The organism is Mycobacterium sp. NGS26 (assembly GCF_059813025.1).
Genome location: NZ_JCALDU010000002.1, coordinates 522033 through 537058, shown reverse-complemented (window position 1 = coordinate 537058; position 15026 = coordinate 522033). Strand labels below are relative to the sequence as shown.

16 protein-coding genes and 1 pseudogene are annotated in these 15026 nt (G+C 70.0%); 3 read left to right on the top strand and 14 right to left on the bottom strand.

The annotated features are described in order from the left end of the window. Positions 1–17 precede the first annotated feature (17 nt). The 4 genes from coaBC to mihF all read right to left on the bottom strand — a co-directional run bounded on the left by coaBC (position 18) and on the right by mihF (position 2691). Positions 18–1256, bottom strand: a complete 1239-nt coding sequence (gene coaBC / locus AC5Y6X_RS08810; RefSeq protein ID WP_324681878.1) for a bifunctional phosphopantothenoylcysteine decarboxylase/phosphopantothenate--cysteine ligase CoaBC — start codon at positions 1254–1256, stop codon at positions 18–20. A gap of 19 nt (positions 1257–1275) precedes the next feature. Further along, positions 1276–1602 carry a DNA-directed RNA polymerase subunit omega gene (rpoZ, locus tag AC5Y6X_RS08805; RefSeq protein WP_499985894.1) on the bottom strand — a complete coding sequence of 109 codons (327 nt, stop codon included), beginning with the start codon at positions 1600–1602 and terminating at the stop codon, positions 1276–1278. 91 nt (positions 1603–1693) lie between these two features. Then, the gene (gene gmk / locus AC5Y6X_RS08800; RefSeq protein ID WP_324681874.1) at positions 1694–2320 is read right to left on the bottom strand and encodes a guanylate kinase; all 627 of its coding nucleotides are present in this window, start codon (positions 2318–2320) and stop codon (positions 1694–1696) included. A 56-nt stretch (positions 2321–2376) separates the two neighbouring features. After that, the gene (gene mihF, locus AC5Y6X_RS08795) at positions 2377–2691 is read right to left on the bottom strand and encodes an integration host factor, actinobacterial type (RefSeq protein WP_324681872.1); all 315 of its coding nucleotides are present in this window, start codon (positions 2689–2691) and stop codon (positions 2377–2379) included. Between the two features lie 717 nt (positions 2692–3408). Here mihF and AC5Y6X_RS08790 point away from each other — a divergent pair. Next, entirely contained in the window at positions 3409–3831 is a 423-nt protein-coding gene (locus AC5Y6X_RS08790; RefSeq protein ID WP_499985893.1) for a TOBE domain-containing protein, read from the top strand. 98 nt (positions 3832–3929) lie between these two features. On the opposite strand, the gene pyrF is transcribed toward AC5Y6X_RS08790, so the two are convergent. The 10 genes from pyrF to AC5Y6X_RS08740 form a co-directional block, all read right to left on the bottom strand. Beyond that, entirely contained in the window at positions 3930–4757 is an 828-nt protein-coding gene (pyrF, locus tag AC5Y6X_RS08785) for an orotidine-5'-phosphate decarboxylase (RefSeq protein WP_499985891.1), read from the bottom strand. Then, a complete protein-coding gene (carB, locus tag AC5Y6X_RS08780) occupies positions 4754–8107 on the bottom strand; it encodes a carbamoyl-phosphate synthase large subunit (RefSeq protein ID WP_499985890.1) in 3354 nt (1117 codons plus the stop codon). The genes pyrF and carB overlap by 4 nt, the downstream gene beginning before the upstream one ends. A gap of 82 nt (positions 8108–8189) precedes the next feature. After that, positions 8190–9308 carry a glutamine-hydrolyzing carbamoyl-phosphate synthase small subunit gene (carA, locus tag AC5Y6X_RS08775; protein ID WP_499985889.1) on the bottom strand — a complete coding sequence of 373 codons (1119 nt, stop codon included), beginning with the start codon at positions 9306–9308 and terminating at the stop codon, positions 8190–8192. Then, complete coding sequence (locus tag AC5Y6X_RS08770) at positions 9305–9802, bottom strand: PH-like domain-containing protein (protein WP_499985888.1); 498 nt, start codon at positions 9800–9802, stop codon at positions 9305–9307. Before AC5Y6X_RS08770 ends, carA begins: the two co-directional genes overlap by 4 nt. Next, positions 9799–11091, bottom strand: coding sequence for a dihydroorotase (locus tag AC5Y6X_RS08765; RefSeq protein ID WP_499985886.1), 1293 nt, complete (start codon positions 11089–11091; stop codon positions 9799–9801). The genes AC5Y6X_RS08770 and AC5Y6X_RS08765 overlap by 4 nt, the downstream gene beginning before the upstream one ends. Then, a complete protein-coding gene (locus AC5Y6X_RS08760) occupies positions 11088–12047 on the bottom strand; it encodes an aspartate carbamoyltransferase catalytic subunit (RefSeq protein WP_499985885.1) in 960 nt (319 codons plus the stop codon). The genes AC5Y6X_RS08765 and AC5Y6X_RS08760 overlap by 4 nt, the downstream gene beginning before the upstream one ends. Beyond that, positions 12044–12607, bottom strand: a complete 564-nt coding sequence (pyrR, locus tag AC5Y6X_RS08755; protein ID WP_499986480.1) for a bifunctional pyr operon transcriptional regulator/uracil phosphoribosyltransferase PyrR — start codon at positions 12605–12607, stop codon at positions 12044–12046. The genes AC5Y6X_RS08760 and pyrR overlap by 4 nt, the downstream gene beginning before the upstream one ends. Before the next feature lie 127 nt (positions 12608–12734). Further along, positions 12735–12971 (bottom strand): hypothetical protein, encoded by a 237-nt coding sequence (locus AC5Y6X_RS08750; protein ID WP_499985884.1) that lies wholly within the window; start codon positions 12969–12971, stop codon positions 12735–12737. Beyond that, positions 12968–13306, bottom strand: coding sequence for a hypothetical protein (locus tag AC5Y6X_RS08745; protein ID WP_499985882.1), 339 nt, complete (start codon positions 13304–13306; stop codon positions 12968–12970). The genes AC5Y6X_RS08750 and AC5Y6X_RS08745 overlap by 4 nt, the downstream gene beginning before the upstream one ends. Positions 13307–13438: 132 nt before the next feature. Continuing rightward, entirely contained in the window at positions 13439–13633 is a 195-nt protein-coding gene (locus AC5Y6X_RS08740) for a hypothetical protein (protein WP_499985881.1), read from the bottom strand. Positions 13634–13666: 33 nt separating this feature from the next. On the opposite strand from AC5Y6X_RS08740, the pseudogene AC5Y6X_RS08735 reads away from it, so the two are divergent. Beyond that, a pseudogene (locus AC5Y6X_RS08735) lies at positions 13667–13806 on the top strand (hypothetical protein); the annotation flags it as partial. A gap of 13 nt (positions 13807–13819) precedes the next feature. Continuing rightward, the gene (locus AC5Y6X_RS08730; RefSeq protein WP_499986479.1) at positions 13820–15025 is read left to right on the top strand and encodes a serine hydrolase domain-containing protein; all 1206 of its coding nucleotides are present in this window, start codon (positions 13820–13822) and stop codon (positions 15023–15025) included. Position 15026: the final 1 nt, after the last annotated feature.

The window sequence follows — 15026 nt, the reverse complement described above, 5'->3', positions numbered from 1 at the left end:
CGCATACGGCCGCATCGCTACCCCGTGTGGTGCAGGAACGCGACGATCGCATCAACGATACGGCTGGCCATCAAAGTCTTGGAGCCGTGCTGCAGCGCCGACTCGGTCCCGTCGGACGCCAGCAGCCAGCCGTCGTTGCTGTCCACCTCGAAGGCCCTGCCCTCCCCGACGGCGTTGACCACCAACAGGTCACAGCCCTTGCGCTGTAGCTTCTCCCGCGCGTGGAATAGCACGTCGCCCTGTGAGTCGCCGGTCTCGGCGGCGAACCCCACGATGGCCCGCATGTTGGGCAGCTCCCCGTGCGCGCGGGCCCGCACCGCGCCGGCCAGCACGTCGTCGTTGCGCACCAGTTCGATCGTGGGCGGGTCGGCCGGCCCCTTTTTGATCTTGGCGGCGGCAACCTGCGCGGGCCGGAAGTCGGCCACCGCCGCCGCCATCACCAGCACGTCGGCGGCGGGGGCGTGCTTGGACACTGCGTCGCCCAGCTGCTGCGCCGAGCTGACGTGGACGACGTCGACCCCGGCGGGGTCGATGAGCCCGGCGGTGTGCCCGGCGATCAGCGTGACCTCGGCGCCGCGCTGGGCGGCGACGCGGGCGACGGCGTAGCCCTGCTTGCCGGAGCTGCGGTTGCCGACGAAGCGGACCGGGTCGATCGGCTCGCGGGTGCCGCCGGCGGTCACCAGCAGCTTGCAGCCGGCCAGGTCGTAGGGCAGCGCGTCGTGGCGCTCCAGCAGCAGGTGGGCGAGGGTGGTGATCTCCTCGGCCTCGGGCAGGCGTCCGGCGCCGCTGTCCGTGCCGGTGAGACGCCCGGAGGCGGGTTCCAGCACGACAGCCCCGCGGCGGCGCAAAGTGGCCACATTGTCGACGGTGGCCGGGTGTAACCACATCTCGGTGTGCATCGCCGGTGCGAACAGCACCGGACACCGGGCCGTGAGCAGGGTCGCGGTCAGCAGGTCGTCGGCGCGCCCGTGCACGGCCCGGGCCAGCAGGTCGGCGGTGGCGGGCGCCACGACGACCAGGTCGGCCTGCTGACCCAGCCGAACGTGCGGCACCTCGGGAACGTCGGAGAAGACGCCGGTGTGCACCGGCCGGCCCGAAAGCGCCTCGAACGTGGCCGCCCCGACGAAGCGCAACGCGGACTCGGTGGGGATGACGCGGACCTCATGGCCGGCCTCGGCGAGCTGACGAACGACGGTGCACGCCTTGTAGGCGGCGATGCCGCCGGAGACGCCGACGACGATCCGCTTGCTGTCCACAGCGCGCCCGCCCGGCCCGTTACTCGCCCTCGGTGTGTTCGAGCAGGTCGGCGTGGATCTCGCGCAGGGCGATGGACAGCGGCTTCTCCTGCAGGCCCGGCTCGACCAGCGGCCCGACGTATTCGAGGATGCCCTCGCCGAGCTGGTTGTAGTAGTCGTTGATCTGGCGGGCCCGCTTGGCGGCGTAGATCACCAGCGCGTACTTGCTCGAGACGCGGTCCAGCAGTTCATCGATGGGCGGGTTGGTGATGCCCAGCGGGGTGTCGTAGGCGCCCTGTCCGCCCGACGACGGATCGAACTGGTCGGGGACGGCGGCAAGCGACGCGTCGGACTGCGAGGTGCTCACTTAAGAAAATCTCCTGGCGGCTCGGTGGTTGATGAGCGGTGAAAACGGCTGGAAACTCGATGCTCGTGTGGGTCCGCTCTGACCAGGCGAGTCAATCCGGACCAGGCGCGGTTGCCACCAGCAAGGATACCAATTCCGCGCACGCAGACTCCAATCGACTGTTGACCACGACCTCGTCGAAGTCGTCTTGGGCCGCCAGCTCGACGCGGGCGGTGTCCAGGCGGCGCTGTATCACCTCGGGCGTTTCGGTGCCCCGGCCCACGAGCCTGGCCTTCAGGTCCTCCCAGCTGGGCGGCGCCAGGAACACGGTGACGGCCTCGGGCATCGCCTTCTTGACCGCCCGGGCCCCGGCCAGGTCGACCTCGATGAGCACCGGATGCCCGGCCGCGGCGGCCGCCCGCACCGGCTCGGCCAGGGTGCCCGACCTGTGCAGCCCGCCGTGGATCTCGGCCCACTCCAGCAGGGCGCCCTGATCGATGAGTTCCTGGAAGCGGGCGGGGCTGACGAAGTGGTAGTCGACGCCGTCGATTTCGCCGGGCCGCGGCGCCCGCGTCGTGGCCGAGACGCTGAAATGCAGGTCCGGAATCCGTTCCCGCAGGCACCGGACCACCGTCGACTTACCGACCGCGGAGGGACCGGACAGCACGACCACACGTCCGTTGCCGGTGGGCTCGGGACGTGCCCCGCGCTTGACGTCCGGTCCCCCGCTCGCGCTCATCGGCGCTCCCGGGTCGGTGCCCGCACAGGCCATGCGGCCTGCATCGTCCGGCTGGGTTAGGAGCCGAACTTTTCCAGCAGGGCCTTGCGCTGACGGTCGCCGAGACCGCGCAGCCGTCGGGTCGGCGCGATTTCCAGCTCGGTCATGATTTCCTGCGCCTTGACCTTGCCCACCTTCGGCAAAGCCTCCAGCAGAGCGGAAACCTTCATCTTGCCCAGAACCTCGTTGGTCTCGGCGTCCTTGAGCACCTGGGTAAGGGTGGTGCCACCGCGCTTCAGCCGGTCCTTGAGCTCTGCTCGGGCACGACGTGCGGCAGCAGCCTTCTCCAACGCGGCCGCGCGCTGCTCGTCGGTCAACTGGGGAAGGGCCACGATTCCTCCGTATCTGATCAATATTCGATCGCTATCGATCTTTTGTGTCTTCGCCGGGTAGTTCAGCCAGCGGAGACGACCGTACTCACGGTTCCTGACGAAATCTAACCCGACCCCCCTGGTTACGGCGATAAATGGCCAGGTCGACCCGCCGGGTGGGCCCCGCCGGCGCTCCGCGGAGGGTCCCCGAAAGCGGCTGGACAGCGCGCTTTTCCGGGGCCGACCCGCGCCCCGCGTCACCCCGGAACAGCCCGTCTACCTGCGGTTTTGCCCCGCCGCCGCGGCGCCGCACCGCGCATCGACCGGCCCGACAGTCGGCGCCGCGGACTTCCGGCGGACCCGGTGCCGCGGATCACGCAATTTTGTCGTGGCGTGTCGCGCGTGTCGCGCCGCCGTCAGCGGCAGTTCGGCAGCGCCGCGGCGGCGGTTTCGGCGGCGTTTCGGCCCGCCGGGGGGCCCCGCCCGGGGTGGACATCGGGGATTTCACGCGCTGCCCGGCCGTCGCCGTCGCCGCCGCGTGCCTCGCCGCGCGCGCCCGAACCCGCCTGGGCGCGCGGTCGCGATCCCGGGCGCGAGGCGGCGTCGGCGCCGCGGTTCTTCGCCGGGTTTGTGGGCTGCGACCGCGTTTGTCCCGTCCTTTGCGGGCACGGCTCCAGCAAACAAATTCGTGGCCGGTTTCGGCGGCTTCGCCGCCGGTGCATCGGCTACCATCGAGCCGTGCCGAGTCTGCGGATCCGTCAGGCGGCTGAGCTACTGGGAGTCAGCGACGACACGGTCCGGCGATGGATCAACCACGGCACGCTGGCGGTGGGCCTGGACGCGGCCGGCCGCAAGGTAATCGCCAGCGAGGACCTCGCCGAGTTCGCCCAGGCCAACTCGCCCGCCCCACCGCCGGACCCGCTCAGCATCGGCAGCTCCGCCCGCAACCGGTTCGTCGGCCTGGTCACCAAGGTCACCAGCGACAAGGTGATGACCCAGGTCGAGATGCAGTGTGGTCCCTTCACCGTCGTGTCGCTGATGAGCACCGCCGCAGCGGAGGAGTTGAAGCTGCGGCCCGGCAGCGTCGCGGTGGCCGTCGTCAAGGCCACCACCGTCATCGTCGAAACCGCCCGGCCCAGCACCGCGGTGGCGTCGGACTGAACTCCGCCTACGGCGCGTCGAGCGTGGGCCCTATGGACGAAATTTGCGCCGTTCCCGTACGTAGAGCCCACGCTCGGCGCCCAGGTGCAAAAGCCGGCCTACGGCGCGGCCAGGTACGCGACGGCGTCCAGCATCCGTTCGCCCGCCGCCCGCAGGTCCGACACGCTCGGTCCGGCCCGCAGCACCTCGCGCGCCACCGCGGGCAGCAGCTGGCCCGGCGCCGCCCCGCCCAGGCCGCCGAGCGCCTCGGGCCGCCCGCCCTGCACCCCGACGCCGGGCACCAGCACCGGGCCGCCCAGCTCGCTGACGTCGGGCGCCTCGAAGACCGTCGCGCCCAGGACCACGCCCACGTAGCCCGGCCCCGACGGCGTGGCGGACCGGTTGACCACCGCCGCCTGGTCGACGATCAGCTGCGCGACGGTCCGGCCGTCGAAGGTGGCCCGCTGCACGGTCCCGCCCTCCGGGTTGGAGGTCGCCGCCAGCACGAACACGCCGCGGTCGTTGGCCGCGGCGGCCTCCAGCAGCGGCCGCAGCGAGCCGAAGCCCAGGTACGGCGAGGCGGTCACGGCGTCGGCGGCCAGCGGCGAGTCGCCCGCCCACGCCGCGGCGTAGGCCGCCATCGTCGACCCGATGTCGCCGCGCTTGGCGTCGGCCAGCACCAGCACCCCCGCCGAGCGCAGCGCCTCGATGGTGCGTTCCAGCACCGCGAATCCGGCGGCGCCGTAGGCCTCGAAGAACGCCACCTGCGGCTTGACGACGGCGAACCCGGAGTACGCCTCGACGCAGGTATCGCAGAACGCGGCCAGCCCGTCGGCGGTGGTGGGCAGGTCCCAGGCCCGCAGCAGCTCGGGGTGCGGGTCGATGCCCAGGCACAGCGGCCCGCGGCTCGCCTTCGCCGCGGCCAGCCGGGCACCGAACCCGGTCACGGGGCTTTACCGGCCGGGCCGATGACGCTGTGCAGCTCCTGCAGCGATCGCACCCCGATGTCGCCGCGGATCCCCGCCTCGATGCCCTGCACGGCGGCCGAGGCGCCCTGCACCGTCGTGACGCAGGGGATGTTGACGGCCACCGCGGCCGAGCGGATTTCGTATCCGTCGATGCGCGGGCCGGAGTTGCCGTAGGGGGTGTTGATCACCATGTCGACCTCGCCGGCCTTGATGGCGTCGACCGCGGACGCCGCGGGGCGTTTGGGGTCCGGCGGCTCGAAGTGTTTGCGAACCTCGTCGCAGGGAATCCCGTTGCGGCGCAACATCTCCGCGGTGCCCTCGGTGGCAAGCACGCGGAAGCCCAGGTCGGCCAGCCGCTTGACGGGAAACACCAGCGAGCGCTTGTCGCGGTTGGCGACCGACACGAACACGGTGCCCTCGGCCGGCAGCGACCCGTAGGCGGCGGTCTGGCTCTTGGCGAAGGCGCTGCCGAAGTCGCGGTCGATCCCCATCACCTCGCCGGTCGACTTCATCTCCGGGCCGAGCAGCGAATCGATGGCCGCCCCGTCGGCGCGGCGGAACCGGTGAAACGGCAGCACCGCCTCCTTGACCGCGATCGGCGCGTCCAGGGCGGCGTGGGCGCCGTCCCCGTCGGTTGCCAGCATGCCCTCCCCGCGAAGCTGAGAAATGGTGGCGCCCAACATGATCCGGGCGCACGCCTTGGCCAGGGGGATCGCGGTGGCCTTGGACACGAACGGGACGGTGCGGCTGGCGCGCGGGTTGGCCTCCAGGACGTAGAGCACGTCGTCCTTGAGGGCGTATTGCACGTTGAGCAGACCCACCACGCCGATGCCGTGCGCGATGGCTTCCGTTGCGCGCCTGACCTTCTCGATGTCGCTGCGGCCCAGGGTCACCGGCGGCAACGCGCACGCCGAGTCCCCGGAGTGGATGCCGGCCTCCTCGATGTGCTCCATGATGCCGCCGATATACACCTCGGTGCCGTCGCACAGCGCGTCGACGTCGATCTCCACCGCGTCCTCCAGGAAGCGGTCGACGAGCACCGGGTGCTCAGGCGAGAGCTCGGTGGCGCGGGTGATGTAGCCCTGCAGCGTCTCGTCGTCGTAGACGATCTCCATGCCGCGACCGCCCAGCACGTAGGAGGGCCGCACCAGCACCGGGTAGCCGATCTCCTCGGCGATGCGGCGGGCCTGCGCGAAAGTCGTTGCCATGCCGTACTTCGGCGCGGGCAGCCCGGCGGTTGCCAGCACGTCCCCGAAGGCGCCGCGGTCCTCGGCCAGGTCGATCGCCTCCGGCGGGGTGCCCACGATGGGGACCCCGGCGTCGGCGAGGCGCTGCGCCAACCCGAGCGGGGTCTGGCCGCCGAGTTGCACGATGACCCCCGCCACGCCGGGGCCGCCGGCCGCGGACTGGGTCTCGGCCCGAAACACCTCGAGGACGTCCTCGAAGGTCAGCGGCTCGAAGTACAGCCGGTCGGCGGTGTCGTAGTCGGTGGACACGGTCTCCGGGTTGCAGTTGACCATCACGGTTTCAAAACCCGCCTGGCTCAACGTGGTTGCCGCGTGCACGCAGCTGTAGTCGAATTCGATGCCCTGCCCGATCCGGTTCGGCCCGGAGCCCAGGATCAGCACCTTGGGCTTGTCGGTCTGCGGGGCAACCTCCGTCTCGGCGGCCGGGTCGAGTTCGTAGCTGCTGTAGTGGTAGGGCGTCTTGGCCTCGAACTCCGCCGCGCAGGTGTCCACCGTCTTGTACACCGGGTGGATGTTCAGGCGCTCGCGCAGCGACCGCACCCCGTTCTCGCCGGCCAATTCCGGTCGCAGCGCCGCGATCTGGCGGTCGGACAGCCCGCTGTGCTTGGCCCGCCGCAGCAGGTCGGTGTCGAGCACCGGGGCGGCGACCAGCTCGGCGCGCAGCTTGCCCAGCTCGCCGATCTGCGCGACGAACCACGGGTCGACGCCGCTGGCCTCGGACACCTTTTCGATCGGCGCGCCCAGCCGCAGCGCCAGTTCGATGTCGTAGAGCCGGCCCTCGGTGGGGGTTTGCAGGCGGGTCAGCACGTCGTCGACCGTTCCGTCGGGGTCGGGTTTCGTCCAGAAGCCGGCGCGGCTGGTTTCCAGTGACCGCATCACCTTGCCGAGCGCCTCGATGAAGTTGCGGCCCAGCGACATTGCCTCCCCGACGGATTTCATCGTGGTGGTCAGGGTGGGGTCGGCGCCGGGGAACTTCTCGAAGGCGAACCGCGGCGCCTTGACCACGACGTAGTCCAGCGTGGGCTCGAAGCAGGCCGGCGTCTCCTTGGTGATGTCGTTGACGATCTCGTCGAGGGTGTAGCCGATGGCCAGCTTGGCGGCGATCTTGGCGATCGGGAAGCCGGTGGCCTTGGACGCCAGCGCGCTGGACCGCGACACCCGCGGGTTCATCTCGACGACGATCAGCCGGCCGTCTTTGGGGTTCACCGCGAACTGGATGTTGCAGCCGCCGGTGTCCACCCCGACCTCGCGCAGGATCGCGATGCCCAGGTCGCGCATCCGCTGGTATTCCCGGTCGGTCAGGGTCATGGCCGGCGCGACGGTGACCGAGTCGCCGGTGTGCACGCCCATCGGGTCGACGTTCTCGATGGAGCACACCACCACCACGTTGTCGTGGCCGTCGCGCATCAGCTCGAGCTCGAATTCCTTCCAGCCGTAGATCGATTCCTCGATCAGCACGTTGGCGCTCGGGCTCGCGGCCAGGCCGGCGCCGGCCATCCGGTCGACCTCGTCGGCGGAATGCGCCATGCCCGAACCCAGGCCGCCCATGGTGAAGCTGGGCCGCACCACGACCGGCAGGCCTACCTCCTCGACGGTCTCGCGCACCTCGTCCATGGTGAAACAGACTCGGCTGCGGGCGGATTCACCGCCGACCTTGGCGACGATGTCCTTGAACCGCTGCCGGTCCTCGCCACGCTGGATCGCGTCGAAGTCCGCGCCGATGAGCTCGACGCCGTAGCGCTCCAGCGCGCCGTTCTCGTACAGCGCGACCGCGGTGTTGAGCGCGGTCTGCCCGCCGAGGGTGGCCAGCAGCGCGTCGATCTTGTTGCCCCGCTCGGCCTGCTGGGCGATCACCCGCTCGACGAACGCGGGCGTGATGGGCTCGACATAGGTGTGGTCGGCGAACTCCGGGTCGGTCATGATGGTCGCCGGGTTGGAGTTGACCAGACTGACCTGCAGCCCCTCGGCGCGCAGCACCCGGCAGGCCTGGGTGCCGGAGTAGTCGAACTCGCAGGCCTGCCCGATCACGATCGGCCCCGAGCCGATCACCAGCACGTGGTTGAGGTCTTGCCGCCGCGGCACTAGCGCCCCCCTTTCCCTGCGCGAGCGCGCCCAAATGTACAGCTATTACGGCGTGTCGCTGTGCAAATGGGGACTCTCGCGGTCATCGGGGGCCTGCCATGAGTTCGACAAAAGCATCGAAGAGGTACTCCGCGTCGTGCGGGCCGGCCGCGGCCTCCGGGTGGTATTGCACCGAGAACGCCTTCCCGTCAACGAGTTTGACACCCTCGACCACGCCGTCGTTGGCGCAGGTGTGACTGACGATCGCCGTGCCGAACGGCGTGTCGAAGGTCTGGCCCGCCTCGCCCTCCAGCGCGAAGCCGTGGTTCTGCGCGGTCACCGCGACCCGCCCGGTGGCGTGGTCGATGACGGGGATGTTGATCCCGCGGTGACCGAACACCATCTTGTAGGTGGACAGGCCCAGCGCCCGGCCGAGGATCTGGTTGCCGAAACAGATTCCGAACAGCGGGATTCCGGCGCCGATCACCTCACGGGTGAGCTCGACGACGTGGTCGGCGGTGGCCGGGTCGCCGGGCCCGTTGGACAGGAACACACCGTCCGGCTTGATGTCGGCGATCTGCTCGAAGGTCGCCGACGCGGGCAGCACATGGCTGCGGATGCCGCGGCGGGCGAAGTTGCGCGGGGTGTTGGTCTTGATGCCGAGGTCCAGGGCGGCCACCGTAAATCGCTGCGGCCCTTCGGGTTCGACGATGTAGGTGTCGCCGGTGCTGACCTCACCGGCCAGATCGGCGCCCAGCATCGACTGCTGGGCCCGCACCCGCTCCAGCAACTCGCCCGGCTCGGCGAGGGCATCACCGGAGAACACCCCGGCCTTCATCGACCCGCGGCTGCGCAGATGCCGCACCACCGCCCGGGTGTCGATGCCGGCGATCCCGACGATGTTCTGGCGGATCAGCTCGTCCTCCAGCGTCCCGGTGGCGCGCCAGTTGGAGGCCAGCGGCGACGGGTCGCGCACCGCGTAGCCGGCGACCCAGATCTTGTCGCCGCGGCTCTCGGCGTCCTCATCGTTCCAGCCGGTGTTGCCGATCTGGGGCGCGGTGGCCACCACGATCTGCCGGTGATAGCTGGGGTCGGTGAGCGTTTCCTGATAGCCGGACATGCCGGTGGAAAACACGGCCTCCCCGAGTGTTTGGCCGATCTTGCCGAACGGCGTCCCGGTGAACACGCGGCCGTCCTCGAGGACCAGCAGAGCCTTGGTCACGCGGCCTCCTCGAGCCAGTCGGCGTATTCGTCGCGATGGTTCGCCCGAAACCCGGTGTCGATCTCGACGCCGGACGGCAGCCGCCACCGGATCACCAGTATCCCGATGCGCGCCACGACCTTGCCCGCGATGCCGCGCTCCATGCGGATGGCGAGGATCGACTCGCGGGGAATCCAAATCGGTTTGGCCCGAACCCGTTCCAGCAATATCCCCTCGGGATACCGGGTGAGCACCGCCTTGCTGCGATAGCCGAGGTCGCCGGCCAGTACCCGCTCGTTCCAGGCCGGCGCCGTGGTGCAGCCGCAGTAGAGGCCGCGCGTCGTGACGCTCGCGGTGCCCACCTGGTCGGGCATCTCGGGCAACTCGCCGATCACCTCCTCCTGCCGCTGCGCGCGACGCCGCCAGGATCGCATCATCAGCTGGATCACCACGGCGATCACCACCACCAGCACGGCCGCGAAGATCAGCGACCCCACCAGCGTTCCGGAATTCATGCCGGACTCTTCCCGTCCCGGGCCGTGATCTTCCCGCGCAGCAGCGTCGCGGTCACGGTGGCGGGCAAGGTCATCGACTCGTACGGCGTGTTGGCCGACCGGCTGGCCAGGTCCGGCCCGGCGACCGTCCAGGTGGCGTCCGGGTCGACGACGGTCAGGTTGGCCGGCTCACCCACCTCGAGCGGCCGGCCGTGGTCGGGCAACCCGACGATGCGCGCCGGGTTCTCGCTCATCACCCGCGCGACGTCGCGCCACGTCAACAGCCCGGGCTCCACCATGGTTTGCGCCACCACCGACAGGGCCGTCTGCAGCCCCAGCATGCCGGGGCGCGCGGCGGAGAACTCGACACACTTTTCGTGCTCGGCGTGCGGGGCGTGGTCGGTGGCCACGCAGTCGATCACCCCGTCGGCCAGTGCGCGGCGCAACGCGACGGCGTCGGCGGCCTCGCGCAACGGCGGGTTGACCCGGTTCACCCCGTCGTAGCTGGCCAGCCTGGCGTCGTCGAGCAACAGGTGATGCGGGGTGACCTCGGCGGTGATCGAAATGCCTTGGTCCTTGGCCCATTTCAGGATCTCGACGGTGCCCGCGGTGGAGGCGTGGCAGATGTGCACCCGGGCGCCGGCGTCGCGGGCCAGCAGCGCGTCGCGGGCCACGATCGCCTCCTCGGCCGACCGCGGCCATCCCGCGAGTCCCAGCCTGGCGGCCATCGGCCCCTCGTGCGCGACGGCGCCGACCGTGAGCCGCGGCTCCTCGGCGTGCTGGGCGATCAGCACCCCCAGGCCGGTGGCGTACTCCAGGGCGCGCCGCATGATCAGCGGGTCGTGCACGCAGACGCCGTCGTCGGAGAACATGCGCACCTGCGCGGCACCGTCGGCCATCATGCCCATCTCGGTGAGCTCGGCCCCGGCCAGCCCGACCGTGACCGCGCCGACGGGATGCACGTCGACCAGGCCGACCTGCTGCCCCCGGTGCCAGACATGGTCGGTGACCACCGGGCTGTCGGCGACCGGATTGGTGTTGGCCATCGCGAACACCGCCGTGTAGCCGCCCAGAGCCGCTGCCGCCGAGCCGGTTTCGATGTCCTCGGCGTATTCGCGGCCGGGCTCGCGCAGGTGGGTGTGCAGGTCGACCAGCCCGGGCAGCAACACCTGGCCCGTGGCGTCGATGACGTCGGCGAGTTCCGGAACCGCGAGCCCCGCGCCGATTTCGGTGATCTGCCCGTCGTCGACCAGGACGTCGACCCGGTCGCCCTCACCGTAGAGACGCACGCCGCGGATCAGTACGCTCATGCCGCGATCTCCTCGGTCCCCACCAGCACGTGGAACAACACGGCCATCCGCACATGCACCCCATTCGAGACCTGCTGCAGCACAGCCGATTGCGACGAGTCGGCCACCGAGGAAGCGATCTCCATGCCGCGCACCATCGGCCCGGGGTGCAGCACCACGGCATGGCCGGGCAGCATCGCCTGACGCCGATCGGAAAGCCCGTAGCGAACCGAGTACTCGCGCACCGACGGGAAGAAGCCACCGTTCATCCGCTCGGCCTGCACGCGGAGCATCAGCACCGCGTCGGCGGCGGGCAGCTCGGCGTCGAAGTCGTAGGAGACGGTGGCCGGCCAGCCGTCGACCCCGACCGGCAGCAGCGTCGGCGGCGCCACCAGCACCACCTCGGCGCCCAGGGTGTCGAGCAGCACCACGTTGGAGCGCGCGACCCGGCTGTGCAGGATGTCGCCGACGATCACGATGCGCCGGCCCTCGATGCCGCCGAGCCGCTGCCGGATGGTCAGCGCGTCCAGCAGCGCCTGCGTCGGGTGCTCGTGGGTGCCGTCGCCGGCGTTGATGACCGACGGGCCGACCGCCTCCTCGGCGCCGTCGGGCGGCGCGGTCCAGTCGGCCAGCAGGTGCGCGGCGCCGGATGCCGGGTGCCGGATGATCAGCGCGTCGGCGCCGGCCGCGCGCAGCGTCAGCGCCGTGTCGCGCAGCGACTCCCCCTTGCCCACCGACGATCCGGCCGCGCTCACGTTGATCACGTCGGCGCTCATCCACTTCCCGGCCACCTCGAACGACACCCGGGTGCGGGTCGAGTTCTCGTAGAACATCGTGATCACGGTGCGGCCGCGCAGGGTCGGCAGCTTCTTGATCTCGCGGCCCACCAGGGCCTGCGCGAACCGGTCCGCGTCGTCGAGGATCGCGGTGGCATCGTCGCGGCTCAGGTCGCCGGCGGTCAGCAGGTGGCGGGTCATCGCGATATCACCACGCCGTCGCGGCCGTCCTGCTCGGACAGGTGCACGAGCACGCTTTCGCTGCGCGAGGTGGGCACGTTCTTGCCGACATAGTCGGCGCGCAACGGCAATTCGCGGTGGCCGCGGTCGACGAGCACCGCCAGCTGCACCGCCCGCGGCCGCCCGACGTCGCGCAGCGCGTCCAGCGCGGAGCGCACCGAGCGCCCGGAGTACAGCACGTCGTCGACGAGGATCACCAGCGCGTCGTCGATGCCGCCCGCCGGGATCGACGTGGCCTCCAGCGGCCGGGGCGGCTTTTGCATCAGGTCGTCGCGGTACAGCGTGATGTCCAGGGCGCCGTGGCCGACCTCGACGCCGCTGTATTCGCCGATGTTGGTGGCCAGGCGCTTGGCCAGGATCACGCCGCGGGTCGGGATGCCCAGCAGCACCACCCGCGGCGCGTCGGGCGCGTCCAGCGCGGTCTTTTCGATGATCTGATGCGCGATGCGCGAAATGGTGCGACCCACGTCGGCCGCGGACATCAATTCCCTGCCGGTGGCGGCATCCCCCGCGGCACCCATGCGAGACATGGTTTTTCCTTGACCTCCTTCTCCGCCTCTCTGGACGGATCGTTAAAGGATGTCGGCTGCCCGGCAGCGTAGCATCCCGCGCTAGGCCGGCGAAAATGACATGCGCGGCTTCGCGCATTCACTCTTCCGGTCGATAGAGGACGTGGTCGTCGTCGTATTCGGGCTGTTTCCAAAGGCTGGTGTTGGGATCACGCAACGAGTGTGGCGACGCGGGACCGGTGATCGAAGTCCATTCTGGGTCCGTATACAGGTTGATTCGGCCGTCGCGGATCCAGCGGCAATACCCGTAAAAGAAGATGGCGAAAAGAGCCATCAAAGCCACCATCGCAGCTAGTGCCAGAATCGCGGTCATCATGCTGGGCACGCCGCTTGCAGTGCCTGACCGGCTTGCTGGCTCTGTGCTGCGTAGTCGGTGTAGGCGCGCCGGAAATCCTGACTTGCTGAACTGTTCTCCGATCCGTTCTGCGACTGCCCCGGAATCGTCTGGCGCCACACGTCGAGCATCTTGTGATCGAGATTGACTACAGCGTAGGCCTTTTCGCGTATACCGGCGTCATGGATCTGATCAGCGTACTGACGTAGGCGCGTTTCGCGCGTTTGGTACGCGTCCACCAGCTGCTGCGGGTCATCGATGCCGGCCGGGATGAGATTACGAACCCGATCATTCTCGGACTTGGAGTACTTGATCATGTCGTTGACGATCGCGCAGTCCGATGACGGAGAAGGCCTGAGGTACAGCCACACTGACACCCCAGCTATAGCTAGGACCAGCACGGCAGCGGCGGCTGCGGTGACGACGGTGCGCCTAGTTGCCACGGGTCATCACTGGTGGCGTTGGGATTCCCGTCGACCCGACCCACCAACCGTTTTTGATGTCAATGACGGCGCCGTTGAGGGCTGAAACGGCTGCCCCGACGACGGCGGCGCCGTGTTCGTGAACCGGGCACTCAACCCCTGCCACTGTGCGGCGGCCTGCTGCAGCTGCTCAACAGGCACCTTGAGTTCGTTCGTCGCCATCCGCTGATTTTATGGCGAGCACGCACGGGTCGGTGGCCCCGGGCCGCGGTGTCCGAGCAGAAGCTGCACGACGTCCTCGGCGGCGCGGGCTGGGATATCGAGTCACTGCAGCCGGCACGGTGTGCCGCGAACTGGACGGTGCAACGACGCTGGCCGGCCGCGGGCTACCCTGACCGGGTGAACCGTTTGGCCCTCGACGGCAATCAGGCCTCCATCCGCGAGGTCTGCGACGCCGGCCTGCTCGCGGGGGCGGTGACGGTGGTGTGGCAGCGCGGAGAAGTGCTGCAGCTCAACGAGATCGGGTACCGCGACGTCGACGCGGGCCTGCCGATGCAACGGGACACCCTCTTCCGCATCGCGTCGATGACCAAACCCGTCACGGTCGCGGCGGTGATGAGCCTGGTCGACGACGGCAAGCTCGCGCTGACGGACCCGATCACCCGCTGGGCGCCGGAGTTCGCCGGCGTGCGGGTGCTGGACGACCCGCGCGGCCCGCTGGACCGGACGCACCCGGCGCGGCGCGCCATCCTGATCGAGGACCTGCTCACCCACACCAGCGGCCTCGCCTACGGGTTCTCGGTGTCCGGGCCGATCTCGAAGGCCTATGTGCGACTGCCGTTCGGCCGGGGCCCGGACGCCTGGCTGACCGAGCTGGCCGAGCTGCCGCTGGTGCACCAGCCCGGCGAACGGGTGACCTACAGCCATGCCATAGATCTGCTGGGCGTCATCGCATCCCGCATCGAGGGCAAGCCGTTCCATCGGGTTCTCGACGAACGCGTCCTGGGCCCGGCGGGCATGACCGACACCGGGTTCTTCGTCTCGGCCCAAGCGCGGGCGCGCGCCGCCACCATGTACCGGCTCGACGAGGACAACCGGCTGCACCACGACGTGATGGGACCGCCGCACATCACGCCCCCGTCGTTTTGCAACGCCGGCGGCGGGTTGTGGTCGACGGCCGATGATTACCTCCGATTCGTGCGGATGCTGCTCGGCGACGGGACGGTCGACGGGGTGCGGGTCTTGTCCGCTGAGTCGGTGCGCCTGATGCGCACCGACCGGCTCACCGACGAACACAAGCGACACAACTTCCTCGGGGCGCCCTATTGGGTCGGCCGCGGGTTCGGGCTGAACCTGTCGGTGGTGACCGATCCGGTGAAGTCCGTCCCGCTGTTCGGCCCGGGCGGGCTGGGAACGTTCAGCTGGCCCGGCGCCTACGGGACCTGGTGGCAGGCGGACCCGACGGCCGACCTGATCCTGCTGTACCTGATCCAGAACATGCCCGACTTCAGCGTGGACGCGGCCACCGCCGTGGCGGGCAACACGTCGCTGGCGAAACTGCGTACGGCACAACCGAAGTTCGTCCGCCGCACCTACCGAGCGCTCGGCCTCTAGC

Excerpts from the sequence above, each read along its gene's own strand:
- gmk (WP_324681874.1), bottom strand. The coding sequence starts at position 2,320 with ATGAGCGCGAGCGGGGGACCGGACGTCAAGCGCGGGGCACGTCCCGAG.
- AC5Y6X_RS08770 (WP_499985888.1), bottom strand. The coding sequence starts at position 9,802 with ATGAATTCCGGAACGCTGGTGGGGTCGCTGATCTTCGCGGCCGTGCTG.
- AC5Y6X_RS08765 (WP_499985886.1), bottom strand. The coding sequence starts at position 11,091 with ATGAGCGTACTGATCCGCGGCGTGCGTCTCTACGGTGAGGGCGACCGG.
- AC5Y6X_RS08760 (WP_499985885.1), bottom strand. The coding sequence starts at position 12,047 with ATGACCCGCCACCTGCTGACCGCCGGCGACCTGAGCCGCGACGATGCC.
- pyrR (WP_499986480.1), bottom strand. The coding sequence starts at position 12,607 with ATGGGTGCCGCGGGGGATGCCGCCACCGGCAGGGAATTGATGTCCGCG.
- AC5Y6X_RS08750 (WP_499985884.1), bottom strand. The coding sequence starts at position 12,971 with ATGATGACCGCGATTCTGGCACTAGCTGCGATGGTGGCTTTGATGGCT.
- AC5Y6X_RS08745 (WP_499985882.1), bottom strand. The coding sequence starts at position 13,306 with ATGATCAAGTACTCCAAGTCCGAGAATGATCGGGTTCGTAATCTCATC.
- AC5Y6X_RS08740 (WP_499985881.1), bottom strand. The coding sequence starts at position 13,633 with ATGGCGACGAACGAACTCAAGGTGCCTGTTGAGCAGCTGCAGCAGGCC.